We start from the raw sequence: 24,439 nt of genomic DNA on the forward strand, positions 1-24,439 counted from the left end.
GAGCCGGTGCGGCTCGGCGCGGCGCACCTCGCCGTGACGGTCGTCGCGCTCGCCTGCCTCGGCCTCCTGGTCCGTCACCTGACCACGTTCGTCCGCTGGTGCACCACACGTCGGTGGCTGGCGTGGATCGTGATGCAGGCCGGGGCGTGGGCCGCGATCGGACTCGGCCTCCTCTCCGCGCACCTGCTCCCCGGCGTGGGGGTCACCGTGCCCGCCGCGCCGCTCACCGCGGTCGCTGCGGCGGCCCTCGTCGTGCCGGCCCTCGTCGCGCAGCTGCGCGGCACGCTCGACGACGCCGACGTCCTCGCCGCTCCGCTCGAGGACCCCGCCACGGTCGGGCGTCGCTCGCGCCGCGCGAACACGCTGCTGACCTGGGCGCTGCCGCTGTGCGGCGCGGTCTCGGTCGGCGTGACCCTGGGCCTGAACCGGCTCATCCCGGGCTGACGGCCGCCGGCGGGAAGCACGCCGCGCGCCGGAGCGTTGTCGACGCCATGGAACTCGGCTTCTACACGTTCGGCGACATCCACCCCGACCCGGTCACGGGCGCCGTCACCGACCCCGCGCAGCGGCTCGCCGACGTGCTCGAGCGCGTGCGCCTCGCCGAGGAGGTCGGCCTCGACTACGTGGGCATCGGCGAGCACCACCGGCCCGACTACGCGATCTCCTCGCCGTCGACCGTCATCGCGGCCGCGCTCGCGCAGACCGAGCGCATCACGGTCGGCAGCGCCGTCACGGTCCTGTCGACCGAGGACCCGGTGCGCGTGTTCCAGCAGTTCGCGACGATGGACCTGCTCTCGCGCGGCCGGGTCGAGCTGCTCGCCGGGCGCGGCTCGTTCGTCGAGTCCTACCCGCTGTTCGGGGCCTCGCTCGACGACTACGACGCGCTCTACGACGAGAAGATCGGGCTGCTGCTCCGGCTCGACGCCGAGGAGCGCGTCACGTGGTCCGGCCGGTTCCGCCCGGCCCTCGACGACGCGCTCGTGCTGCCGCGCCCCTACGACCGGCCGGGCCGTGGGCGCCACCTCGACATCGCGGTCGCGACCGGGGGCAACCCGCAGTCGTCGGTGCGCGCGGGCGTGCTGGGCCTACCGATCAGCTACGCGATCATCGGCGGGCAGCCGGCGCAGTTCGCGCCGCTCGTCGACCTCTACCGCAGCGCGCACGAGCAGTCGGGGCACGACGCCTCGACCCGGAAGGTCTCGGTCGCCGGCATGGGCTTCCTCGCGGACGACGGGCGCGCCGCACGCGACTTCTTCTACCCGTACTGGCACGACTCGATGCGCCGGATCGCCTCGGAGCGCGGCTTCCCGATGCCCAACCGCATCTCGTTCGAGTCGCAGGCGGCCCGCGGCGGCGCCTACTTCGTCGGCGGGCCCGAGGAGGTCGCGGAGCGGGTCGTCGCGCTGCACGAGGTGCTGGGCCACGACCGGCAGGCATTCCAGATGGACCTCTCGGGCGTGCCGCAGAAGGAGTCCCTGCGCGCGATCGAGCTGCTCGGGACGCGCGTCGTCCCGCTCGTGCGGGAGGCGCTCGGCGGCTGACGGGCCGCGCACTCCCGGGAGGGCCTCGTCGAAGCGGTTCGGCGCGCACACCGCCGCGCAAGGCCCGTGCGCACGCTCCCGCAGGTCAGGGCGTTGCGGTGAGGAATCTCTCACGTTGTACACCGGTCATTGACGGCATTTCGGACGCCCGTCTACCGTGACGACGCCGCGTGCGGTCGTCGCCTCCCCCGATCGACGGCCCGCCTCAGCGCGGCCTCCCCCGCTGCGCCCCCGCGCGGCGGACGACGGAAGGTAGTGAGCGTGAACATGCAGCACCCCAGACGCGCGCGAGGCGGCCGGTCGGCCTGGTCCCGCGTCGTCGCCACCCTGGTGGTCGGCGCGGTCGCCGCCCTCGGCGGCGTGGCCTTCGCCGGCTCCGCGCAGGCGGCGCCCAGCATCGACACCGGCGCCTGGTACTCGCTCGTCAGCTGGCGCAGCAAGAAGGCCGTCGACGTCGCCGGGTCCTCGACCGCCTCCGGCACGGCCGTCGCGCAGTGGACGCCCACGGGCGCGACGAACCAGCAGTTCCGGTTCGTCCCGGTCGCCGGCGGGTACTACGAGGTCCGCGCGCGGCACTCGGGCCTCGCCCTGACGATCGCGACCGGCTCCGGCTCGCTCGCGACGCAGTCGACGCCCGCGGGCGCGGCGACGCAGCAGTTCACGGTCGCGGCCGGCTCGTCGGGCCGCATCAAGCTCGTCAACCGGGCGAGCGGCCTCGCGCTCCAGGTCGTCGGCGCGTCCAAGGAGAACGGCGCGCGCCTCGAGCAGGCCGCGGACACGAACGCCAACCACCAGCAGTTCACGCTCGTCGCCCAGGGCAGCGCCCCGAGCCCGACGACTCCGGCGCCCACCGCGAGCGCCACGCCCAAGCCCAGCGCGAGCGCCACCCCCAAGCCGACCGCGAGCGCCACCCCCAAGCCGACCGCGAGCGCGACGCCGACCGCCACCGCGCAGCCGACCACCCCGCCCGCGACGGGCGCGTGGCCCACGCCGACGTCGTCGCAGAAGGTCTCGGCGACCATCGAGATCAGCGGCACGAAGGACCTGGGTCTCGTCCGGTACTACGGGATCTCCTCAGGAGACCAGGCCGAGGGCCAGCCGCCGATGTTCAAGCTCGCCGACGGCGCGGTGCTCCGCAACGTCATCCTGGGCACGGGCGCGGGCGACGGCATCCACTGCCTCGGGACCTGCACGATCGAGAACGTGTGGTTCGAGGACGTCGGGGAGGACGCCGCGACGTTCAAGGGCACCGCGGCCTCGCAGACCATGACCATCAACGGCGGCGGCGCCCGCTCCGCCTCCGACAAGGTCTTCCAGCACAACGGCCCCGGCACCTTCGTCATCAAGAACTTCCAGGTCGCCGACATCGGCAAGCTCTACCGCTCGTGCGGCAACTGCTCCAAGCAGTACGCCCGCACCGTCGTCGTCCAGAACGTCACGATCACGGCCCCGGCCAAGTCCCTCGTCGGGATCAACCCCAACCTCGGCGACAAGGCCACCCTGTCCGGCCTGACCATCGTCGGGGACCCCTCGAAGAAGATCGCGATCTGCGACGAATACAAGGGCGTCACCTCGGGCGAGCCCACCAAGGTCTCCTCCGGACCGTCCGCCGCGTGCGGGTACACCCCGTCCGCGATCGTCTACCGCTGACCCCGGGGTCGCCCGTCGACCCCGACCCCGCACGACCCTCTCGGTGACCTCGCGTCACCCCAGGACCACGCCCGGTCCGCCGCACCCCCCCTGCGGCGGGCCGGGCGTGCTGCGTCCGGCGCGGGGCTCGCGCCCGTCAGAAGTCGGCGAGGGCCCAGCGGATCGCCCGGACCATCGCGTGCCCCGACGCCCGCACGACGGTCGCCTCGACCGGCGGCGCGTACGGCAGGCCGAGCGGACGACGCGTCCACCGCGGCAGCATCGCGACGCCGGCCCCGGCGAGCGCCCCGTACGGCATGCGTGCGGCGAGCGGCAGCGGCGGGTGCACGAGCAGGAACCGCGCCGCGTCCCGGGCCGCCTGCGTCCCGCGCAGCTCGTGCCGGTACCGCGCGAGCGCGCGCTCGAGCGACGCGACGTCCGTCGGCACGTCGGCCCCGCCGAGCTTGCGGGCGACGACCGCGGCCTGCGCCACGTACGCGTCGCACCCCGCCTCGTCGAGCGGGTTCTCGCCGTACAGCTGGTGCGCCCGCAGGAAGCTGTCGACCTCGGCGACGTGGACCCAGTCGAGCAGGTGCGGGTCGGAGGCCCGGTACGGCACGCCGTCCTCGTCCTTGCCGCGGACGCGCTCGTGCACCTCGCGCACGTGCCCGACGACGCGCTCGGCGTCGGCGGCGGTCCCGAACGTCGTGACGGCGAGGAACGTGCTCGTGCGCTGGAGCCTGCCCCACGGGTCGCCGCGGTAGCCCGAGTGCCCCGCGACGGCCGCCATGGCCTGCGGGTGCAGCGACTGGAGCAGCAGCGCGCGCAGCCCGCCGACGAACATCGAGGCGTCCCCGTGCACGCGCTGGATGGCGCTCCCGGGCTCGAACCAGCGGTCGCCGGGCGTGAAGTGGATGCGGTCGTGCTTGTCGCGGTGGTCGTCCCCGGCGACGCGTCCGAGCAGCGCGGTCGCGAGGCGGGTGCGGGCGGACTCGGCGACAGACATGCCCCATGGTCACCGGCGAGGGACCGGCTCGCGAACCGGCCGTCTCAGCGCGGTCTCAGGTCGGTGTGCACATCCGGGTGCGCACCCGGGCTGCTGCGAGCGCTCAGCGCGCGCGCGCCGCGGCGCCGGCGACCCAGCCCCGTGCACCCCGTGCTCGCACCGAGAGGCTCGCGACGCGCGTGGCGGCGGCGAGCGCCGTCACGGGATCGACGCCGCGCGCGAGCTGCTCCGCGAAGGCACCGTGCAGCACGTCGCCCGCCCCGAGGGTGTCGACGACGTCCTCCTGCGGGACGGCGGGCGGCGCGACCGTGCCGATCTCCGGGCCAGGCGCGCCGGCGACCCGGCGGCGGAACCGCACCGGCCCGGGCCCCGCCGACCGCGCGACGAACGCCGGGCCGAGGCGCGCGACGGCGGCGAGGTCCTGCTCCCCGGGCGGGACCGTGGCGGGGACCTGCTCGGCGGGCGACACCGCGGCGAGCTCATCGTCGTCCGGCGCGCCGCCGCGAAGGTCCTCGGGCAGGCGGAAGTCCGCCGAGAGCACCGCATGGTCGACGTGCGCGAGCAGCTCGTCGGTGCGCGGCTTCCAGCTGCCGCCGTCGAGCACCACGGGGACGCCCCGCGCACGGGCGGCCGCGGCGAGCACGAGCGCCGCGCCAAGGTGGTGACCGTCGAGGAGGAGCACGTCCGCGCCGTCGAGCACCGCACCGGCGCGGGCACGAGCGGCGGCCGCGAGGTCGCCCGACGCGCTCGCGTTGACCGACACGACGGCGCGCTCCCCCGTGCGGCGGGTCACGAGCACGCTCGAGACGGCCGGCGACGCGGGAGCACCGTCGAGCAGGTCGACGACCTCGACGCCCGCCTCGTCGAGGCCCGCGCGCACGAGCGCCGCGACGGGACCCGACCCGAGCGCGGTCACGAGCTGCGCCCGCACGCCGAGCGCGACGGCCGTCGCCGCGGCGTTCGCCGCCGGGCCCCCGAACGTGACGTCGAGCCGGCTCGCGACGAGCTTCTCGTCGGGCGCCGGCACGTGGTCGACGTCCTGGAGCACGTCGAGGGTCACGAGCCCGCACGCGACGACGAGGGGCGGCGGGGACGTCATGCGTCCATCCTGCCGCGCCCGGGTCGACGCCGGACCGGGCACCCGTCAGGCGTGCGTCGTCGCCCGGACGGCACGCCGCGCGACGGCCCGGTCGACCAGGAACCACACGCCCGCACCCGCGAGGAGTGCCGCCAGCAGGACCGACGGCCACGGCCCGAGCGCGTCCGCGGCCAGGTGCGAGGCGACGAACGCGGCGAGCACCACCAGCCCGGCCGCAGCGGTGCGGACGAGTCCTGCCGCCGGCGCGGAGCGGACTGCGCACCACAGCAGCCCGGCGGCGAGCACGACCCCGCCGAGCCAGCGCACCCCCGTCCCCTGGGCGACGGCGAACCCGACGACGAGCGTCACGGCGGCGATCACGGCGGTCGGCAGGCGGCTCATGCGCGCCACTCTAGGCAGCACCCGGCGGTCCCGTCGGGTGCCCCCGGACCGGCGCGGGCGGACGTCCCAGGACCGTCCCCCCGCGCCGCAATACGGTGGTGCCACGACATCGCGAGAGGGAGCACCGTGACCACCACACCCACCGACGCCACCACCACGAGCGCCTGGAAGGACCTCACGGCCCACCGGTCCGCGCTCACGCCGGACCTGCGCGGCTGGTTCGCCGCCGACCCCGAGCGCGCGACGCGCCTGACCCGGACGGTCGGCGACCTGCACGTCGACCTGTCCAAGAACCTCGTGACCGACGAGACCCTCGAGCTCCTCGTACGGCTCGCCGACGAGGTCGGCCTCCCGGGGCGCATCGAGGCCATGCTCTCGGGCGAGCACATCAACGTGACCGAGGACCGTGCGGTGCTGCACACCGCCCTGCGCCGCCCCGCGGGCGCGTCCCCGGCGCTGCAGGTCGACGGCCAGGACGTCGACGCCGACGTGCAGGCCGAGCTCGCGAAGGTCTCCGCGTTCGCCGACAAGGTGCGCAGCGGCGAGTGGACGGGCGTCACGGGCGCGCGCGTCGCCACGGTCGTCAACATCGGCATCGGTGGCTCCGACCTGGGCCCGGTGATGGCGTACGAGGCCCTCAAGCCCTACGTCCAGGACGGGCTCGAGGTGCGGTTCGTGTCGAACATCGACCCGACCGACCTCGCCGAGACCGTGCGCGGCCTCGACCCGACGACGACGCTGTTCATCGTCGCGTCCAAGACGTTCGGGACGCTCGAGACCCTGACCAACGCCCGGCTCGCCCGCACCTGGCTCTGGGAGCAGCTCCTCGCGGCCGGCGCGATCGAGGACACCGACGAGGCGCGCACCCAGGCGGTCGCGCAGCACTTCGTCGCGGTCTCGACCGCGCTCGACAAGGTCGCGGCGTTCGGCATCGACCCCGCGAACGCGTTCGGGTTCTGGGACTGGGTCGGCGGCCGGTACTCGCTCGACTCGGCGATCGGCACCTCGCTCGCGATCGCGATCGGCCCCGACGGCTTCCGCGACCTCCTGGCCGGCTTCCACGCCGTCGACGAGCACCTGCGCAGCACGCCGTTCGCGCAGAACGTGCCCGTGCTGATGGGCCTGCTCAACGTCTGGTACGTCAACTTCCTCGACGCGCACACCCACGCGGTGCTCCCGTACGCGCAGTACCTGCACCGCTTCCCGGCCTACCTCCAGCAGCTCACGATGGAGTCGAACGGCAAGTCCGTGCGCTGGGACGGCACGCCCGTCACGACGGACACCGGGGAGATCTTCTGGGGCGAGCCCGGCACGAACGGCCAGCACGCGTTCTACCAGCTCATCCACCAGGGCACGCGGCTCATCCCGGCGGACTTCATCGCCGTCGCGACGCCCGCGCACCCGCTGCGCGACGGCGACGCCGACGTGCACGAGCTGTTCCTGTCGAACTTCTTCGCGCAGACCAAGGCGCTCGCGTTCGGCAAGACCGCCGACGAGGTGCGGGCCGACGGCGTCGCGGAGGAGATCGTCCCGGCGCGGGTGTTCCCGGGCAACCGCCCGACGACGTCGATCATGGCGCCCTCGCTCACGCCGTCCGTCCTGGGCCAGCTCATCGCGCTCTACGAGCACATCACGTTCGTCCAGGGCGTCGTGTGGGGCATCGACAGCTTCGACCAGTGGGGCGTCGAGCTCGGCAAGGTCCTCGCGATGCAGATCTCCCCCGCGGTGTCCGGCGACGCCGACGCGATCGCGGCGCAGGACCCGTCGACGCGCGGGCTCATCGAGTACTACCGCGCGCACCGGGACGCCTGAGCCCGTGCCCGGCCGGGCGGCGGCTCCCGTCGCCCGGCCGTGGGCTCAGGCCGTGGCGTACCGCTCGGCCGACCGGGCCCGGCGCTTCTCCGCCTCGACCTCCCGGTCCTTGGGCGGTGCGGAGGTGACGAGCGCGTCGAGCAGGTGGCGCGTCGCGTGCGCGATCTCCTCGACCGCGCGATCGAACGCCTCGCGGTTCGCCTGCGACGGCACGGTCGAGCCGCTCACCTTGCGCACGTACTGCAGCGCGGCGGCATGCACCTCGTCGTGCGACGCGGGCGGCTCGAAGTTGTGGAGGGTATGGATGTTCCGGCACATGCTCCCGACGGTACGGCGAGCACCCGCCCCGGGGAACCCCCGTGCGCGTCGCACCCTCGGCACGCCCCGCGGGGGCCCTCCGCCCGCCGGTGGCCCGTGATCACCCGGTCCAGGAGTCGCGCTCGGCCCCTCGGGGAGCGGAGACTGAGGAGCCGGGAGCCGTCCGCGGGGAGCGGACACGCGAGCAGGTCTCGCATCCGGGCCGCACACCGGCTATTGTCGTGCCCGGAGTTACTGTGATTCGCACGTCCTTGACCGTCGGGGCTGAGCCTCGGCGTTGCGTTCTCTAGGGAGCGGACGACGACACCGTGATATCGCCCCCGACACCCGGGGTCGTCCCCTAACCCGCAAGGGAGCAACCATGACGACTGGAACCGTGAAGTGGTTCAACGCCGAAAAGGGCTTCGGCTTCATCGCGCCTGACGACGGCGGCGCCGACGTCTTCGCGCACTACTCGGCCATCCAGAGCAGCGGCTACCGCTCGCTCGAGGAGAACCAGAAGGTGCAGTTCGACGTCACGCAGGGCCCGAAGGGCCCGCAGGCCGAGAACATCCAGCCCCTCTGATCTTCGGATCGGCTCGCTGACCCCCACGGGTCGGCACCCAGCACACAGAACCGCCCCGGCCTCGGCCGGGGCGGTTCTGTCGTCTCCGGGGGGCGGGTACGCGGTCGTGTGGTCTCGCGGGCGGGCACGGCTGCCTCCGCCCTCTGCTGCCGCCTCGGTCCCCCGCGTCCGGCGTCGTCCTGGCTCCGGGCGGCCCGTGGCGGCGACCAGCGGTCCGACGGGGTCCGCCACAAGGCAGTCCGACGGCGTCCGACACACGAGCCGCCGGACCGCGCCAACCTCACGAAGAGCCGCCGGACAGCGCCGGCCCCACGCAGGACGGTGCCCCGGCCCGTGAGGACCGGGGCACCGCGGCTGACGCAGCCCTGCGCCGGTCAGCCCACCGGCGTCCGCCCGCCGGTCGTCGGCGCACCCGGGGGCGCGCCGGCGTTCGTGGTCAGCGCGCCGCGCAGCTGACGGTCGCACCGGCGCCGGAGCCGGTGCCCTGGAAGCCGACCTCGGTGCTGCGGCCCGCGGCGAGGGAGCCGTTCCACGCGGCGTTCTGCACCGCCACCGCGCTGCCGGACGCGCTCGCCTGGCCGCCCCAGACGTTCGCGACGCCGCCGTTCGGGAGCGTGAGCGTCACGGTCCAGCCGCTCACGGGCGCCGAGCCGGCGGTGACCGTGACCGCGCCGATGAACCCGCCCTGCCAGCTGTTGGCGACCCGGTAGACCGCCGTGCAGCCGGTGCCGGGCGCCGTCGTGGGCGTCGGGGTCGGCGTCGCCGACGGCGTGGGGGTCGCGGTGGGAGTGGGCGTCGGGGTCGCGGTGGGCGTCGGGGTCGGGGTCACGCCGTCGAGCACGCCCGCGAGCGCCGGGTACCACCGGTCGGCGAGCTTGACGATCCCGGCGTCGTTCGGGTGCACGCCGTCGGACGTGTCCGCCGCGGGGTTCCAGCCGGTCCACTGGTCGACGACCGTGATCGGCGACGTGCTCGTGGAGAGCGAGGCCGCCCACGCGGGGATCGCGGCGTTGAGGTCGACGGTGCGCTGGGCGCACTCCCCGCACGTCGGGGGCGCGACGGGGATGATCTGCGCGACGAGCACCTTCGTGCGCGGGTTGCTCGCGCGCATCTGCTCCACGAGCGTCGTGTAGGCCGCGAGGATCTGCGCCGTCGAGCGGTTGCTCCACACGTCGTTCGTGCCGAAGTGCATGAGCACGACGTCCGGCCGGGTCTGGGCGAGCCAGCCGGTGAGCAGGCCTTGCGAGGCGACGTTGGTCGCGAGCAGCCCGCCGTGGCCCTCGTTGTCCCCGTCGTGCGCGATGCCGCAGCCCTGCGTGGGCAGCGTGCCGACCATGTCGATGTCGGTGTGACCGCCGCGCTGGAGCTTCTGCCAGAGGAGCGCGCGCCAGCACCCGGGCGAGCCCGTGATCGAGTCGCCGAGGGCCATGATGCGGACCGGGGCCGCCGCCGCGCGGCTCGGGGGGGCGGCGGCGAGGACGCCGGCCAGGAGGAGCGCCGCGACCGCGAGCAGGGCGAGGAGCGGGCGGTGAGATCGGTGTGCGGACGACGTCGTCATGGCGCAGGTCTCCCTCTCGAGGGGGGCGGGGAACGGCAGCGCGGGGACAGCGCGCGGGCCGGACTGGCAGCCTGACGGGCGCGCCCCGGAGCACGCCAGGACGCGCGCAGGCGCGAATCGATTAGGGCCGGCGGCCCGCGCGAGGCCGGCCGGTGACCGACCTCACCGGGACCGGCCGACGCCCCGCCCCCGGTGCGTGCGACCCTGGGAGCAGGGCCCCCACGGGTTCCCGGACGAGGTGCGCCGTACCCGGAGTGCGACAAGACGGCGCCGAGGGAGATCGTCATGTCGTGGCTCGTGCTGGTGCTGTCCGGTGTTCTCGAGGCCGTCTGGGCGACCGCGCTCGGGCGGTCGGAGGGGCTCACGCGCTGGCTCCCCACGGTGTTGTTCGCCGTCGCGCTCGTGCTGAGCATGGGCGGGCTCGCGTACGCGATGCGCGAGCTGCCGACCGGGACCGCGTACGCGGTGTGGGTCGGCGTCGGGGCGGCGCTGACCGTCGCCTGGGCGATGGCCACCGGGGCCGAGCCGGTGTCGCTCGTGCGCGTGCTCCTGCTGCTCGGGATCGTCGGGTGCGTCGTGGGGCTCAAGGTCGTCGGCTGACCGCCCGCCGGGCGCGCCGCCGCCCGGCCGGGCGCCGCACCCGGGGCGTTCCTGCGGGCGGTGGCGCGGCCCGCACCCGGCCCCCGCACCCGGTTCGACCCGACCCAGATGCACGCTTTCACCCCGTGCACCCCTCTCGCTCCGCCGTGCTCGGCCGATCACCTCAACGAAGGACCCGCCGGGGTCCGGTCGCCGCGCGGCCGAGGTCCCGGTGCCGCGGGACCTCGTCGTCGATGGGATGGGTGCGTGATCTGGGTGAGGAGCGCGTGGTCCCGCTGGCTCGCGGCCTCCTCCGCGGTCGCCCTGCTGCACCTGCTGCTCCCGCTGGGCTTCCCGCGCGGCATCGTGTACGTGTCCGTCGGCTTCCTCTCCGTCGGGGTCATGCTGGTCGGGATCCGCCGCAACGCCCCGTCGTCCCGGCTCCCCTGGTACCTGCTCACGGCGGGCATCGCGCTCATGACCGTCGGGGACTTCCTGTGGTCGTGGTTCGAGCTCGTGCTCGAGACCGACCCGTACCCGTCTGCCGCGGACGTCGTCTACCTCGGGGCGTACCCGTTCCTCGGCGCCGGGCTGCTCATGCTGGCCCGGGCCCGCGGCAGCGAGCGGCACCCGACGGCGGCGATCGACAGCCTGCTCGTGTCCATCGGCCTCGGGCTCGTCGCCTGGGTCACGCTCGTCGCACCCGCGCTGCGCGACCCCGAGCTCGATCTCGCGAGCACCGTCGTCGGCGCGGCGTACCCGGTCGTCGACATCATCCTGATCGGGCTCCTGGTCCGGCTCCTGACGGCACCCGGCGCCCGGTCGACCGCGTCGGTCCTGCTCGTGAGCGCCACGGGGCTGCTCATGGCGGTCGACGCGCTGTTCCAGCTCTCGGCGCTCGTGCCGGCGCTCGAGGAGAACGTGCTCCTGCTCGACGCGGGCTGGCTCGTCGCCTACGCGCTGTTCGGCGCCGCGACGCTCGACCCCGGCATGCGCCTGATGTCCGAGCGTGCGCTTGAGCCCGAGCAGCGCAAGGGCCGTCAGCGGCTGATGCTCGTCGGCCCCGCGGTCTTCATGGCCCCGACGGTGCTCGTCGTGCAGCTCGTGCTCGGTGGCACGGTCGACGTGTGGGCCGCGGCGGTCGCCGCCGTCGCCCTGACCGTGCTCTCGCTCATCCGGATGGCGCGCATGACGCGGTGGCTCGAGGAGCAGGCGCAGAGCCTGCGGGGGGCCGCCGACACCGACATCGTGACCGGGCTCGCGAACCGGCGGCTGCTGGTCCGGGCGATCCGGGACGCCCTCGCAGCACCGCGCGCCCGCGTCGCGCTCGTGCTGGTCGACGTCGACCGGTTCAGCGAGATCAACGAGACGTTCGGGCACCGCATCGGCGACGAGGTCCTCATCCGCATCGGCGAGCGGCTCCGCACGCTCGCGGGCGGCGCCGGGCTCGTGGCGCGGCCGGGCGGCGACGAGTTCGCGATCCTGTTCCGTGACGTGCCCGGGAGCGGCACCGCGATGACCCTGGCGCAGTCGGTGCACGACGCGCTGGCCCGCCCGGTCCGCCTCGACGACCTCGAGGTGCGCGTCCAGGTGAGCGTCGGCCTCGTCGTCGCGCCCGACGACGGCACGGACCCGCTCGACCTGCTGCACCGCGGCGACGTCGCGCTGTCGACCGCCAAGCGCGGCTCGCGCCTGCCCGCTCGCTACGACGCCTCGATGAGCTCGGGCAGCACGCTCGCGCCGTCGCTCGGCGGGACGCTGCTGGGCGCCATCTCCCGCGGCGAGCTCGTGCTGCACTACCAGCCGATCGTCGAGGTCAGCACCGGGCGCGTGGTCGCCGTCGAGGCGCTGGTCCGCTGGCAGCACCCCGAGCACGGCCTGCTGACCCCGAACCTGTTCATCCCGACCGCCGAGCGCACGGGTGTCATCGGACCGCTCACGCGCGACGTCCTGGACCAGGCGCTGCGCGCCGTCGCGGGCTGGCGCGCGGACGGTCTCGACATCGCGGTGGCGGTGAACCTGGCGGCGCAGAACCTGCTCGACCCCGAGATCGTCTCCGACGTCCGGTCCGCGCTCGAGCGTCACGGGCTGCCGGCGTCGGCCCTCGAGCTCGAGATCACCGAGAGCAGCGCGATGAGCGACCCCGAGCGTGCGCTCGAGGCGCTCGACGCGCTCGAGCGGCTCGGTGTCGAGCTCGCGGTCGACGACTACGGCACGGGCCACAGCTCGCTCGCTTACCTGCACCGCCTCCCCGTCGGCCGGCTCAAGCTCGACCGCGCGTTCGTCGGCGGCATCGCGCAGGACCGCGCGAGCGAGGCGATCGTCCGGTCCACCATCGAGCTCGCGCGGCACCTCGGGCTGTCCGTCGTCGCCGAGGGCGTCGAGGACGACCCGACCTTCGCGATGCTCGCGGAGATGGGCTGCTACGCCGCCCAGGGGTTCGGCCTCGCGCGCCCCGGTCCCGCGGCAGGGATCCCGGCGGTCATCGCGGAGATCACCCGTACGCGGGCCCCCGCGGCGCCGCTCCGGCGGGACGGCGTCCCCGCACCGCGCGCGGCGGCCGCACCCGCACCGCGCTGACCGCGTCGCACACCCCTCCTCCGCCCACCCCGGGGGCCCGCCGCTACCGTGGGCCGATGACCTCGTCCTCCCGGCCGCGCCCGGCCTCCCCCGCCTCCGCCGCCGTCCTCGGCGCGGTGCTCGCGCTCTCGGGCGTGCTGCACCTCGTCGTGCCGCGCGTGTACGAGCCCCTCATCCCGCGCCCGCTCGGCAGCCCGCGCGCCTGGGTGCTCGGCAGCGGCGCCGCCGAGCTCGCGTGCGCCGCGGCGCTCGTCCCCGCGCGGACCCGGCACGCGGGGGCGCTCGCGTCGGCGGCGCTGCTCGTCGCGGTGTTCCCGGGCAACGTCACGATGGCGCTGCGCACGCGCCGCGGGGCACCCGGCCTCACCGCGCGGCGGGTCGTCGCGTGGGGGCGGCTGCCGCTCCAGGTCCCGCTCGTCGGGTGGGCGCTCGCGGTGGCCCGCGGCGCGCGCGACGCCACCCCGGCCGGGGCCGCGATGCCCGGTTCCGCGACCGGAGCCGGCCGATGAGCGGCGCGCCGACGTCGACGCAGCACCGCGTGCCGGGCCTCGTCGTGCGCGAGCACCGCGTCCCCGTCCCGGTCGACTGGTCCGCCCCCGAGCGGTACGCGCCGATCGAGGTCTTCGCGCGCGAGCTCGTCGACCCCCGCCGCGACGGCGACGACCTCCCGCTCCTGCTGTTCCTCCAGGGCGGGCCCGGCGGCGCGAGCCCGCGCCCGCTCGGGAGCGGCTGGTGGACGCCCCTGCTCGCGACGCACCGCGTCGTCCTGCTCGACCAGCGCGGGACGGGCCGCTCGACGCGCGTCGCGGCCCGCGAGGTCGCCGCGCTCGGCACGCCCGCCGAGGCCGCCGCCTACCTCGCGCACTTCCGGGCCGACGCGATCGTCGCCGACGCCGAGGAGCTGCGGCGCACCGTCTACGGCGGTCGTCGCTGGACGACCCTCGGGCAGTCCTACGGCGGCTTCGTCACGCTCGCGTACCTCTCGCGGCACCCCGAGGCGCTCACGGAGTGCCTCGTGACCGGGGGCCTGCCGCCGCTGACCGCGAGCGCCGAGGAGACCTACGCGCACACGTACCCCCGGCAGGTCGCGCGCAACCGCGAGCTCGCCCGCCGGTACCCCGGCGACGTCGCGCTGCTCGGGCAGGTCGCGGACCGCGTCGCCGCCGGGGACGTCCGGCTGCCCGACGGCGACGTGCTTACCGTCGAGCGGCTGCAGACGCTGGGGATGCCGCTCGGGATGAGCACGGGCGTCGACGCGCTGCACTGGCTGCTCGACACCGCGCTCGACACGCGCGGCGAGCTCGCCGACCCGTTCCTCGCGGCCGTCGCGCAGCAGACGTCGTTCGTCGACAACCCGCTGTACGCGGTGCTCCAGGAGGTCATCTACCACCAGGGCGAGCGCGCCGGCGGGTGGGCGGCGCAGGCCGAGCACGAGCGGTGGGAGACGTTCGGGACCGGCGCCCGGCCGCTCCTGCTCAGCGGCGAGGCGATGTACCCGTGGATGTACGAGCAGGTCGCGTCGCTGCGCCCGTTCCGGGCCGTCGCCGAGGAGCTCGCGGCACGCACCTCGTGGCCCGCGCTGTACGACGTGGACCGCCTGGCGTCGAACGAGGTGCCCGTGGCCGCCGCGCAGTACTACGACGACCCGTACGTCGACCTCGACCTCGCGCTCGACACCGCGTCCCGCGTCGGCGCGACCCAGGTGTGGGTCACCAACGAGTTCCTGCACGACGGCCTGCGCGTCGCGGGCGACGTGATCCTGCCGCGGCTGCTCGACCTCGTTGCGGGCCGGTGGAGCGTGAGCGGGCGCTGAGCGGCGGCTCAGCCCGCGAACCGCTCCCGGCGCTCGACCACGCGCCCGGCCTGCGCGGCGTCGTCCCACGCGTAGACGCTGACGCCCTCGATGAGGACGTGCTCGACGCGCGCGTGCACGTCGAGCGGGTCGCCGGACCAGATCACGACGTCGCCGTCGAGCCCCGGGCGCAGCGACCCGACCCGCTCGTCGAGCCCGAGGATCGCCGCCGGGTTCACGGTGAGCGCCTCGAGCGCGGTCGCGCGCGGCAGGCCCTCCTTGACCGCGAACGTCGCCTGGTGCACGAGGAAGTTCACCGGCACCACGGGGTGGTCGGTCGTGATCGCGACGCGCACCCCGGCGGCCGCGAGCGTCGCGAGGTGCTCGATGCCCCGGTCGCGGAGCTCGACCTTCGAGCGGTTGGTGAGCATCGGGCCGTAGATCACGGGGATGCCGCGCTCGGCCAGCACGTCGGCGATCTTGTGGCCCTCGGTGCCGTGGTTGACGACGAGCCGGTAGCCGAACTCGTCGGCGAGCCGGATCGCGGTCGCGATGTCGTCGTGGCGGTGGCAGTGCTGGTCCCACGCGAGCTCGCCGTCGAGCACGCGCACGAGCGTCTCGAGGCCCAGGTCGCGCGCGAACGGCTCGCCCTTCGTCACCGCGGCAGCCCGTGCGGCGGCGTAGTGCTGCGCCTTGACGAACGCCTCGCGGATGATCTTGGCGGTCCCGAGCCGGGTCGAGGGCGTCTGGCCCTTCTCGCGGTACACGCGCTTCGGGTTCTCCCCGAGCGCCGACTTCACGCTCACGGACGCCGAGAGGACCTGCTCGTCGATCGTGCGCCCGCCCCACGACTTGATCGCGACGGTCTGCCCGCCGATCGGGTTGCCCGACCCGGGCTTCACCACGACCGACGTCACGCCGCCCGCGAGCGCGTCGCGGAAGCCCTCGTCGTCGATGTTCACCGCGTCGACCGCGCGCACCGCCGCCATGTCCGGGCCGGTCATCTCGTTGACGTCGTCGCCCGCGACACCCTCGCCCTCCTCCCAGATCCCCACGTGGCCGTGCGCCTCGACGAAGCCGGGCAGCACCCAGCGGCCGGTCGCGTCGACGACGTGCGCGCCGTCGGGCACCGCGACGTGGAGCCCGACGGCCACGATGCGCCCGTCCTCGATCAGGACCGTGCCGCCGTCGAGCGGCTCGGAGGCGACCGGGACGACGTAGCCCCCGGTGACGGCGACGACGGACGGGGTGCTCGCGCTGCGGTGGACCATGCCCAGCACGCTAACCCCGCCGGCGCGAGCACGCCGTCGCGTGCCCGACGCGCGCCGGACGCGTGCGACACAATGGGGCGAACCCCGCCCGTCCTGACGAGAAGGCCGACCGTGAACCAGCCCCGCATGAACGTCGAGTCGTTCAACCTCGACCACCGCACCGTCGCCGCGCCGTACATCCGCCTCGCGGACCGCAAGGTCCTGCCGGCGGGCGACGTCCTGAGCAAGTTCGACGTGCGCTTCACCCAGCCCAACAAGGGGCACCTCGAGATGCCGGTCGTGCACTCGCTCGAGCACATGTTCGCGGAGCACTCGCGCAACCACTCGTCGCAGGTCATCGACTTCTCCCCGATGGGCTGCCAGACCGGCTTCTACCTGATCCTCGAGGGCGACTGGGAGCCCGAGGCGGTCATGGGCCTCGTGCAGGAGACGCTCGAGGACATCACGACGGCCACCGAGGTGCCCGCCGCCAACGAGGTGCAGTGCGGCTGGGGCGCGAACCACACGCTCGAGGGTGCGCAGGAGGCCGCCCGCACGTTCCTCGCCGCGCGCGACGGGTGGAGCCAGGTGACCGCGTGATCGCGGTGGACGCGGTCGTCGTCGCCGCGATGGCCGACGAGGCGGAGGCGTTCGCCGAGCGCGCCGACTTCGTCGGGCCCGTCGCCCAGGTCGGCCACGCGCTGCACCGGGTCCTGTCGGTCGAGAGCCGCGGCGTCCTGCTCGTGCAGTGCGGCATCGGGCTCGTGAGCTCCGCGACCGCCGCGGCCGTCGCGATCAGCGGCACGCGCCCGAGCGTCGTGATCAGCGCCGGGAGCGCCGGCGGCATCGGCGAGGAGGTCCGCGTCGGCGACGTCGTGGTGGGCACCGAGTTCGTGTACTCGGGCGCCGACGCGCGCGCCTTCGGGTACGCGCTCGGGCAGGTGCCGGGCATGCCGGCCCGGTTCGTCGCCGACGAGGCGCTCCTCGAGGCGACCCTGGGCGTCCCCCACGACGGCCTCACGGTGCGCGCGGGCACGATGCTCTCGGGCGACGCGTTCATCGACGCCTCGCTCGTCTCCGCGATCCGCGCGTCGTTCCCCGACGCGCTGTCCACGGACATGGAGACCGCGGCGCTCGCCCAGACGTGCCACCTGTACGGCGTCCCGTTCCTCTCGGTGCGCGGGATCTCTGACCTGTGCGGGCCGGCGGCGAACGACGACTTCCTCACGCACGTCGACGACGCCGCGGAGCGGTCGGCGAGCGTCGTGCTCGGCGCGCTGCGCAGCATCGTCCCGCGCGGCTGACCCGGCGGCGCCGGGGCTCAGGGGCCGTTCAGGGGGCGGGTCAGGGTCGTACCCGATGACCCGCCTCCCGGCCGGTGCGACGGTGGTGGAGGTCCGGACGTCCCGGGCCCCGTGCCCATCGTGAGGTCCTCATGTCGCTGCGTCCCGTGCTCGCCGTCGCCTCCGCCGGCGCCCTGCTGCTGCTCACCGGCTGCGGTGCCGCGGCGTTCGGCCCCGAGCGCACCGAGGAGCGCCCCGCCGACGGGGTGACGGCCGTCGAGCTCGCGACGTCCGGGACCCTCGTCGTCGAGCAGGGCGACGACCCCTCGCTCACGGTCACCGCGGGCCGCAACGTGCTCGCGCAGCTCACGAGCGAGGTGCGCGACGGCGTCCTCGTGCTCGACCACGACGACCGGCCGGGCTGGTCGCGGACCGGGAAGGTGGAGTACCGCCTCGTGGTCGACCGGCTCGACGCGGTCCGGGTCGAGGGCTCGGGGCAGGTACGGGTCGACGACGGCGTCGCGGCGGGCGACGAGCTCACGATCCTCGTCGAGGGCTCGGGGGACGTCCGCGTGGAGGGCGTCGACGTCGAGGAGGTCGTCGCGAGCAACCAGGGGTCCGGCAGCATCGCGCTCGCGGGGACGGCGGAGCGGCAGAGCGTCACGGTCGACGGCTCGGGCGGCTACGACGCGGCGGACCTGCGCACGCGCGAGGCGGCGGTCGCGGTCGAGGGCTCGGGCGGCGCCCAGGTCGACGTCACGGGGACGCTCGACGCGAGCGTGTCGGGGAGCGGGTCGGTCACGCACACCGGCGGGGCACGCGTCACGTCGGACGTCGACGGGTCCGGGTCGGTGCGCGAGGGGTCCTGAGGCGAGCGCGCCGCGCGCGGCACCGGGTCGCCGGGCGGCGGTCAGCTCGCGTCTCCTCCCGCGTCCCGCGCGGCTGCCGCGTCGCGCCCGGCGGACCCGTCCGGCGCGGCCGGCCCGTCCGGTCCGGTCCGGACGAGGCGCACGTGCGTCACCGTCGCCGAGCTCACGAGCTCCGCGCACGTGAAGCCCGTCGGGCCGCCGTCGAGGTCGTCGAAGAGCCGCTCGCCCGCCCCGAGGAAGATCGGGACGAGCGCCAGGTGCAGCTCGTCGACCCGGCCGGCGCGCAGGTAGAGCTGCACGGTCCGTGCACCGCCCCCGAGCCGCACGTCCTGGCCGTCGGCGGCGTCGAAGGCCAGGTCGAGCGCGCGGTCGGGGTCGTCGACGAAGCGGAAGGTCGTGCCGCCCTCCATCGTCAGCGACGGTCGCGGGTGGTGCGTCAGGACGACCACGGGGTGGTGGAACGGCGGGTTCGGCCCCCACCAGCCGCGCCAGGACTCGTCGGGCCACGGGCCGCGCACCGGGGAGAACATGTTCCGGCCCATGAGCGTCGCGCCGATCCCGGTCTCGCCGCGCCGCACGACGTCGTCGTCGACGCCCCGCTCGCCCGCGGCGTCGCCGGCGCGCCCCTCGCCGCCGTGGAACGACGGCGTCGCGAACGCCCACTCGTGGAGGCGCTCGCCGCCGACGCCGAGCGGGTTCTCGAGGCCCTGGTGCGGGCCGGCGACGTAGCCGTCGAGCGACATCGCGAGGTTGTGGACGCGCAGCAGCGGCACGGGGACCTGCCTTCTCGAGGCTCGGGGGCGGACACCGGGGAGACCGCGCGGGCGCGCCGAACTCATCGGTGCCCGGGTCCCGAGGGTGTGCGCCACGGCGGTCGTGCTCAGGCGAGCTCGCGCCGGCGCCGCTCGAGGAACGCCCGCTCGGCGCCGTTCGCGCACCGGGCGAGCGCCTCGTCGTACGCCGCGACCGCCTCCTCGCGGCGGCCGAGCCGGCGCAGCAGGTCGGCGCGGACGGCGTGGAGGACGTGGAACGTCGTGAGCCCGAGCGGGTCGACGGCCGCCAGCGCCACCGCCGGCCCCTCGACCTCCGCCAGCGCGACCGCGCGGTTGAGCGCGACGACCGGGGAGCCGGTCAGCGCGAGCAGGTGGTCGTAGAGCGCGAGGACCTGCGCCCAGTCGGTCGAGGCGACGTCCGGCGCGTCGGCGTGCACCGCCTGGATCGCGGCCTGCAGCTGGAACGGCCCGGGGCGCCCGCGGCGCAGGCACCACCGCACGAGGTCCTGCCCCTCGGCGACGAGCGCCTGGTCCCACGCGCCGCGGTCCTGCTCCGCGAGCGGCACGAGCGCTCCGTCGGGCCCGGTGCGGGCGGCGCGGCGCGAGTCGACGAGCAGGAGCAGCGCGAGCAGGCCGACCACCTCCTCCTCGTCGGGCATGAGCTCGGCGAGGAGGCGCGCGAGCCGGACCGCCTCCGCGCACAGGTCCGCGCGCACGAGCGCGTCGCCGGCGCTCGCGGTGTGCCCCTCGGTGAAGACCAGGTACACGACCGCGAGGACCGCACGGAGCCGGTCGGGCAGCTCGGCGTCGTCCGGGACGCGGTACGGGATGCGCGCGTCGCGGATCTTGGCCTTCGCGCGGACGAGCCGCTGCGCCATCGCCTGCTCCTCGACGAGGAACGCGCGGGCGATCTCGGCGGTCGTGAGGCCGCCGACCATCCGCAGGGTCAGCGCGACGCGCGCCGCGGGCGAGAGCGCCGGGTGGCAGCACGTGAACACGAGGCGCAACCGGTCGTCGTGCACGGGACCCTCCTCGGTCGGCTCGGGCGAGGCGTGCAGGAGGGCGGCCTGCGCGTGGCGGTCCGCGCGGGTCGACTCGCGCCGGATCCGGTCGATCGCCTTGCGGCGCGCGGTCGTGAGCACCCAGCCCGCGGGGCTCGGCGGCAGACCGAAGACGGGCCAGCGCTCGACGGCCGCCGCGAACGCGTCCTGCACCGCGTCCTCGGCGAGGTCCAGGTCGCCGAGGACGCGGGTGAGGACGGCGACGGCCCGCGCGTGCTCCGCACGGAACACCCGCTCGACGTCCGCGAGGCCGACCGTCGTCATGCGGGAGTCAGCGCCCCTGGGCGAACTGGAACGGGCGGACCTCCACGGGCAGCTCGGTGGCGCGCGCCATGCGGCGGCCCCAGCCGAGCGCCACGTCGAGGTCGGGGACGTCGATCACCGTGAAGCCCCCGAGGTGCTCCTTGCCCTCGAGGTACGGGCCGTCGGTCACGAGCACCTCGTCGTCCTGCGCGCGCAGGACCGTCGCGGTGCTCGCGTCGTGCAGGCCGCCGGTGAACAGCCAGACACCGGCGGCGCGCAGCTCGGCGTCGAGCGCCTCGACCGCGGCCATGATCGGTCCGAGCACCTCCGGCTCGGGCGCCGGGCCGTCGGGCTGCATCACGCTGAGGAGGTACTGCGTCATGGGAACCCCTCCTGGGGGATCACGGCCGACCCCGTGCCGGCCTCTCACCTTCTACACGAACGGCGGCCCGCGAGATCGACGTGCGCCGACCGATGAGTTCTCGCCCGCAAAGAGGTCGACCCGTGTCGGTGGGGGCGAGCACACTGGTCGCTCCCCCGCCCGCGCCGCACCACCGGCGCGAGGCGCACTGCGCGACGCCGCGCGTCCCCGTTCCTCCCGAGCGACAGGTGTGACTTGTGACCGAGACCCGGACCGAACCGGTCCCGAACGCCCTACCGGGCGCCCCCGGGCCCACCGACCCGTCCGACCCCGCGGCGACCCACGCCCCCGACCGCATGACGGCCCGCGACCGCACGGCCGTCTCGCTGCTCCTGGTGTCCGCGTTCGTGGTCATCCTCAACGAGACCGTCATGGGGGTCGCGCTCCCGCGCCTCATGGAGGACCTGGCGATCACGGCGAGCGCCGCGCAGTGGGTCACGACCGCCTTCATGCTGACGATGGCCGTGGTCATCCCGATCACGGGCTTCGTGCTGCAGCGCACGACGACGCGAGCGGCGTTCCTCGCGGCGATGGGCCTGTTCAGCGTGGGCACGCTCGTGTGCGCGCTCGCGCCCGGCTTCGAGGTGCTGCTGCTCGGCCGCGTCGTGCAGGCGAGCGGCACCGCGATCATGATGCCGCTGCTCATGACGACCGTCATGACCGTCACGCCGCCCGCGAGCCGCGGCCGCACGATGGGCAACATCTCCGTCGTCATCTCGGTCGCGCCGGCCCTCGGGCCGACGATCTCCGGGTTCGTGCTCAGCGTGCTCGACTGGCGCTGGCTCTTCGGGCTCGTGCTCCCGATCGCCGTCGGCGCGCTCGCGCTCGGGGCCGCGCGCCTCGTCAACCTCACGACGCCGCGCGAGGCCCGCGTCGACGTCCTCTCGGTGGTCCTCTCGGCGCTCGCGTTCGGCGGGATCGTGTACGGCCTGAGCCGCGTCGGCGAGTCCGCCGCGGGCGGTGGGGCGAGCGCGGCGTGGACCGCGCTGGGCGTCGGGCTCGTGACGCTCGGGCTGTTCGTCGCCCGCCAGCTCGTGCTGCAGCGGACCGACGCCGCGCTGCTCGACCTGCGCACGTTCCGCTCCCCGGTGTTCACCGTCGCGATCGTGCTCATGGCGATCAGCATGATGTCGCTGTTCGGCACGATCATCCTGCTCCCGCTCTACGCGCAGCAGGTGCTCGGCCTCGAGGCGCTGCAGACCGGGCTGCTCATGCTCCCGGGCGGCCTGCTCATGGGCTTCCTGGCGCCGTCCGTGGGCCGCGCCTACGACCGGTTCGGGCCGCGCGTGCTGCTCGTCCCGGGCGCGACGATCGTCAGCATCGCGGCGTGGCTGCTCGCGACGCTCGGGGAGCAGAGCTCGCCGTGGCTGCTGCTCACGGGGCACGTCGTGCTCAGCGTCGGGCTCGCGCTCATGTTCACGCCGCTGTTCACCGCGTCGCTCGGCTCGCTCACGCCGAACCTGTACTCGCACGGCAGCGCGATGGTCGGCACGGTCCAGCAGGTCGCGGGCGCGGCCGGGACGGCGCTGTTCGTCACGGTGCTGACGGCGCGCGCGGCGACGCTCACCGACACCGGTGCGGGGCCCGTCACGTCCATGGCCGGTGGGGTGCACGCCGCGTTCCTCGTGGGCGCGGTGATCTCGGTGCTCGCGATCCCCGCGGCGTTCGCGGTGCGGGTCCCGCGGGACGCCGGGCACGGCGACGGCGCGCACAGCGTCGAGGGCGCGGGGTCCGCTCCCGCCGGGGTGCACTGAGACAGACCACGACGAACCGGGCGCCACCCGTGTGCGGTGCGTCACGAAGCCCCCTCGGGGCCCGTGACGCACTTGCTCCGGGTGGCGCCCGTCTGCGTACGGTGGAGCCACCGACGTGCCACCGACCGGGGGGAGCTGCGCCGTCGTGCGACGCCTCATCCCTGCGCTGGTCCTCGCGGCCGGCGCCCTCGTCCTCGTCGTGGTCCTGCTCGCGGGGCCCCTCTCGCCGAGCCCGGAACCCGGGCGCACCGAGAGCCAGCCGATCGCCACCGCCGCGCCCGAGCGCGTGAGCACCGTCCTGTCGAGCGAGTTCGAGGACGGCACCGACGGCTGGGAGGGCCTCGGCAGCGCCGAGGTCGCGACCCGCGAGGGCGACGCGCGCAGCGGTGCGTCGAGCCTGCTCGTGAGCGGGCGCAGCGAGGCCTGGAACGGCGCGCTGCTCGACCTCGAGGGCGTGCTGACCGCCGAGACGGAGCACGTGCTGTCGGTGTGGGTGCGGCTGGCGCCCGCCGCGGCGACGCCGGACGGGGCGGGGGACGGCGAGGACGGCGGCGAGGGCGGGGATGCCGACGGCGCCGCCGCGGGCGAGGGCGCGGCCGACGGTGCGGCCGAGGAGGGTGCGAAGGACGAGCTCCAGCTCACCGTCCGGCGTGACGCCGACGGCGAGCGGGTCTACGACCACCTCGTGCGCACGTCTGTCGGCACCGACGCGTGGGTCGAGCTGCGCACCGCGTACACGCTGCCCGAGGGCTCGCAGCACCCCGAGCTCTACGTCGAGTCGACCGGCACCCTCGCCGACCTGCTCGTCGACGACGTGACCGTGACCAAGGAGGCGCCCCCGGTGCAGACCGACATCCCCGCGCTCCGCGACGCGCTCGCGGGCGACTTCCCGGTGGGCACCGCCGTCGGCCGTCAGGACCTCGACGGCGCGCCCGCCGAGCTCCTGACGCGGCACTTCTCGACGATCACGCCCGAGAACGCCCTCAAGCCCTCGAGCCTGCAGCCCCACGAAGGCGAGTTCACGTTCGAGCAGGCCGACCAGGTGCTCGACTTCGCGGTCGCGCACGGCCTGACCGTGCACGGCCACACGCTCGTGTGGCACCGCTCGACGCCCGACTGGTTCTTCGAGGCCCCCGACGGGCGCGAGCTCGGGCAGAGCCCCGAGGACCAGGCGCTCCTGCTGGCCCGGCTCGAGGCGCACGTGCGGGCCGTCGCAGGCCACCTCCAGGAGCGCTACGGCGACGCCAACCCGGTGCGCACGTGGGACGTCGTCAACGAGGCGATCGACCCCGAGGAGGACGACGGCCTGCGCCGCAACCGGTGGTACGCGGTGCTGGGCCCCGAGTACGTCGCCCACGCGTTCCGGATCGCGCGCGAGGTCTTCGGCCCCGACACCGTCCTGTACCTCAACGACTACGGCACCGAGGGCGCGGCGAAGCGGCGTGCCGCCGCCGACGTCGTGCGGCGGCTGCTCGACGAGGGCGTCCCGGTCGACGGGGTCGGCCACCAGATGCACGTCAACCTGGGCGTGCCGGTCTCGCGGATCGAGGACACCATCGCGACCTTCGAGGACCTCGGCGTGCGGCAGGCCGTCACCGAGCTCGACGTCGCGATCGCGCAGTCGCCCGACGAGGTGCTCGACCGCACACCACCCGAGCGGCTCGACGAGCAGGGCCGGTACTACCAGGACCTCCTCGCCGCGTTCCGCCGGCACCCGGGCGCCGTCTCGTCGCTCAGCGTGTGGGGGCTCTACGACGCGCGGAGCTGGCTGCGCGCGTGGCCGACCGAGCGCCCGTACGAGGCGCCGCTGCTGTTCGACGGGGACCTGCAGGCGAAGCCGGCGTACTGGGGCCTCGTCGACCCGGCGCGGCTGGACTGAACCGGCCGGCGACACGTCGGGACTGCGGCCGGGCGGAACCGGGCGC

Annotated in this window: 23 protein-coding genes and 1 riboswitch; of the genes, 14 read left to right on the forward strand and 9 right to left on the reverse strand. The window is 75.1% G+C overall.

The annotated features are described in order from the left end of the window. The 3 genes from CCE01nite_RS21345 to CCE01nite_RS12175 form a co-directional block, all read left to right on the forward strand. On the forward strand, window positions 1–444 hold a 444-nt coding region (locus CCE01nite_RS21345), incomplete at its 5' end, for a hypothetical protein (RefSeq protein ID WP_218026475.1). A 47-nt stretch (window positions 445–491) separates the two neighbouring features. Next, window positions 492–1,541, forward strand: a complete 1,050-nt coding sequence (locus CCE01nite_RS12170) for an LLM class flavin-dependent oxidoreductase (protein ID WP_034634370.1) — start codon at window positions 492–494, stop codon at window positions 1,539–1,541. 267 nt (window positions 1,542–1,808) lie between these two features. Then, entirely contained in the window at window positions 1,809–3,191 is a 1,383-nt protein-coding gene (locus CCE01nite_RS12175; protein ID WP_141372427.1) for a pectate lyase, read from the forward strand. A 136-nt stretch (window positions 3,192–3,327) separates the two neighbouring features. On the opposite strand, the gene CCE01nite_RS12180 is transcribed toward CCE01nite_RS12175, so the two are convergent. The 3 genes from CCE01nite_RS12180 to CCE01nite_RS12190 form a co-directional block, all read right to left on the reverse strand. Further along, entirely contained in the window at window positions 3,328–4,176 is an 849-nt protein-coding gene (locus tag CCE01nite_RS12180; RefSeq protein WP_034634934.1) for an oxygenase MpaB family protein, read from the reverse strand. A 103-nt stretch (window positions 4,177–4,279) separates the two neighbouring features. Then, window positions 4,280–5,275 (reverse strand): PfkB family carbohydrate kinase, encoded by a 996-nt coding sequence (locus tag CCE01nite_RS12185; protein WP_034634932.1) that lies wholly within the window; start codon window positions 5,273–5,275, stop codon window positions 4,280–4,282. A gap of 45 nt (window positions 5,276–5,320) precedes the next feature. Then, entirely contained in the window at window positions 5,321–5,656 is a 336-nt protein-coding gene (locus CCE01nite_RS12190) for a hypothetical protein (protein ID WP_034634930.1), read from the reverse strand. A 126-nt stretch (window positions 5,657–5,782) separates the two neighbouring features. Here CCE01nite_RS12190 and pgi point away from each other — a divergent pair, with 126 nt between their 5' ends. Continuing rightward, complete coding sequence (gene pgi, locus CCE01nite_RS12195; protein ID WP_034634928.1) at window positions 5,783–7,468, forward strand: glucose-6-phosphate isomerase; 1,686 nt, start codon at window positions 5,783–5,785, stop codon at window positions 7,466–7,468. A gap of 45 nt (window positions 7,469–7,513) precedes the next feature. Here pgi and CCE01nite_RS12200 read toward each other — a convergent pair whose 3' ends face one another. Further along, complete coding sequence (locus CCE01nite_RS12200) at window positions 7,514–7,786, reverse strand: DUF2277 domain-containing protein (RefSeq protein ID WP_034634925.1); 273 nt, start codon at window positions 7,784–7,786, stop codon at window positions 7,514–7,516. Window positions 7,787–8,147: 361 nt separating this feature from the next. Here CCE01nite_RS12200 and cspE point away from each other — a divergent pair, with 361 nt between their 5' ends. After that, the gene (gene cspE, locus CCE01nite_RS12205; protein WP_034634923.1) at window positions 8,148–8,351 is read left to right on the forward strand and encodes a transcription antiterminator/RNA stability regulator CspE; all 204 of its coding nucleotides are present in this window, start codon (window positions 8,148–8,150) and stop codon (window positions 8,349–8,351) included. A gap of 436 nt (window positions 8,352–8,787) precedes the next feature. On the opposite strand, the gene CCE01nite_RS12210 is transcribed toward cspE, so the two are convergent. Next, window positions 8,788–9,909, reverse strand: coding sequence for a GDSL-type esterase/lipase family protein (locus CCE01nite_RS12210; protein WP_034634920.1), 1,122 nt, complete (start codon window positions 9,907–9,909; stop codon window positions 8,788–8,790). Window positions 9,910–10,119: 210 nt separating this feature from the next. Further along, window positions 10,120–10,183, forward strand: a riboswitch (guanidine-III (ykkC-III) riboswitch). Window positions 10,184–10,194: 11 nt separating this feature from the next. Between CCE01nite_RS12210 and CCE01nite_RS12215 the strand changes: the two genes are divergently transcribed. The 4 genes from CCE01nite_RS12215 (at window position 10,195) to CCE01nite_RS12230 (ending at window position 14,881) form a co-directional block, all read left to right on the forward strand. Beyond that, on the forward strand, window positions 10,195–10,509 hold the full coding sequence (locus tag CCE01nite_RS12215) for a DMT family transporter (RefSeq protein WP_174774695.1): 315 nt from the start codon (window positions 10,195–10,197) through the stop codon (window positions 10,507–10,509). Window positions 10,510–10,755: 246 nt separating this feature from the next. Then, the gene (locus tag CCE01nite_RS12220; protein ID WP_034634918.1) at window positions 10,756–13,068 is read left to right on the forward strand and encodes a putative bifunctional diguanylate cyclase/phosphodiesterase; all 2,313 of its coding nucleotides are present in this window, start codon (window positions 10,756–10,758) and stop codon (window positions 13,066–13,068) included. 56 nt (window positions 13,069–13,124) lie between these two features. After that, window positions 13,125–13,577 (forward strand): DoxX family protein, encoded by a 453-nt coding sequence (locus CCE01nite_RS12225; RefSeq protein WP_141372429.1) that lies wholly within the window; start codon window positions 13,125–13,127, stop codon window positions 13,575–13,577. Further along, window positions 13,574–14,881 (forward strand): alpha/beta fold hydrolase, encoded by a 1,308-nt coding sequence (locus tag CCE01nite_RS12230; RefSeq protein WP_034629425.1) that lies wholly within the window; start codon window positions 13,574–13,576, stop codon window positions 14,879–14,881. Before CCE01nite_RS12225 ends, CCE01nite_RS12230 begins: the two co-directional genes overlap by 4 nt. Before the next feature lie 8 nt (window positions 14,882–14,889). Here the strand turns inward: CCE01nite_RS12230 and CCE01nite_RS12235 are convergent, their stop codons facing one another. After that, entirely contained in the window at window positions 14,890–16,131 is a 1,242-nt protein-coding gene (locus tag CCE01nite_RS12235; protein WP_034629428.1) for an amidohydrolase, read from the reverse strand. A gap of 126 nt (window positions 16,132–16,257) precedes the next feature. Here CCE01nite_RS12235 and CCE01nite_RS12240 point away from each other — a divergent pair, with 126 nt between their 5' ends. The 3 genes from CCE01nite_RS12240 (at window position 16,258) to CCE01nite_RS12250 (ending at window position 18,262) form a co-directional block, all read left to right on the forward strand. Continuing rightward, the gene (locus CCE01nite_RS12240) at window positions 16,258–16,710 is read left to right on the forward strand and encodes an S-ribosylhomocysteine lyase (RefSeq protein ID WP_034629431.1); all 453 of its coding nucleotides are present in this window, start codon (window positions 16,258–16,260) and stop codon (window positions 16,708–16,710) included. Continuing rightward, complete coding sequence (mtnN, locus tag CCE01nite_RS12245; protein WP_034629434.1) at window positions 16,707–17,414, forward strand: 5'-methylthioadenosine/S-adenosylhomocysteine nucleosidase; 708 nt, start codon at window positions 16,707–16,709, stop codon at window positions 17,412–17,414. The genes CCE01nite_RS12240 and mtnN overlap by 4 nt, the downstream gene beginning before the upstream one ends. 131 nt (window positions 17,415–17,545) lie before the next feature. After that, window positions 17,546–18,262, forward strand: a complete 717-nt coding sequence (locus tag CCE01nite_RS12250) for a head GIN domain-containing protein (protein ID WP_034629438.1) — start codon at window positions 17,546–17,548, stop codon at window positions 18,260–18,262. 41 nt (window positions 18,263–18,303) lie between these two features. Here CCE01nite_RS12250 and CCE01nite_RS12255 read toward each other — a convergent pair whose 3' ends face one another. The 3 genes from CCE01nite_RS12255 to CCE01nite_RS12265 form a co-directional block, all read right to left on the reverse strand. After that, on the reverse strand, window positions 18,304–19,035 hold the full coding sequence (locus CCE01nite_RS12255; protein WP_084142664.1) for a dihydrofolate reductase family protein: 732 nt from the start codon (window positions 19,033–19,035) through the stop codon (window positions 18,304–18,306). Window positions 19,036–19,142: 107 nt separating this feature from the next. Next, window positions 19,143–20,360 (reverse strand): RNA polymerase sigma factor, encoded by a 1,218-nt coding sequence (locus tag CCE01nite_RS12260; RefSeq protein ID WP_034629441.1) that lies wholly within the window; start codon window positions 20,358–20,360, stop codon window positions 19,143–19,145. A 7-nt stretch (window positions 20,361–20,367) separates the two neighbouring features. Next, window positions 20,368–20,721 (reverse strand): YciI family protein, encoded by a 354-nt coding sequence (locus tag CCE01nite_RS12265; protein ID WP_034629444.1) that lies wholly within the window; start codon window positions 20,719–20,721, stop codon window positions 20,368–20,370. Between the two features lie 335 nt (window positions 20,722–21,056). Here CCE01nite_RS12265 and CCE01nite_RS12270 point away from each other — a divergent pair, with 335 nt between their 5' ends. Together CCE01nite_RS12270 and CCE01nite_RS12275 are read left to right on the forward strand one after the other, a co-directional pair. Continuing rightward, the gene (locus CCE01nite_RS12270; RefSeq protein ID WP_084142668.1) at window positions 21,057–22,514 is read left to right on the forward strand and encodes an MDR family MFS transporter; all 1,458 of its coding nucleotides are present in this window, start codon (window positions 21,057–21,059) and stop codon (window positions 22,512–22,514) included. A gap of 145 nt (window positions 22,515–22,659) precedes the next feature. Next, window positions 22,660–24,393, forward strand: a complete 1,734-nt coding sequence (locus CCE01nite_RS12275) for an endo-1,4-beta-xylanase (RefSeq protein ID WP_052104081.1) — start codon at window positions 22,660–22,662, stop codon at window positions 24,391–24,393. Window positions 24,394–24,439 lie beyond the last annotated feature (46 nt).

This window comes from Cellulomonas cellasea, assembly GCF_006538745.1.
In the GTDB taxonomy this organism is placed as follows: domain Bacteria; phylum Actinomycetota; class Actinomycetes; order Actinomycetales; family Cellulomonadaceae; genus Cellulomonas_A; species Cellulomonas_A cellasea.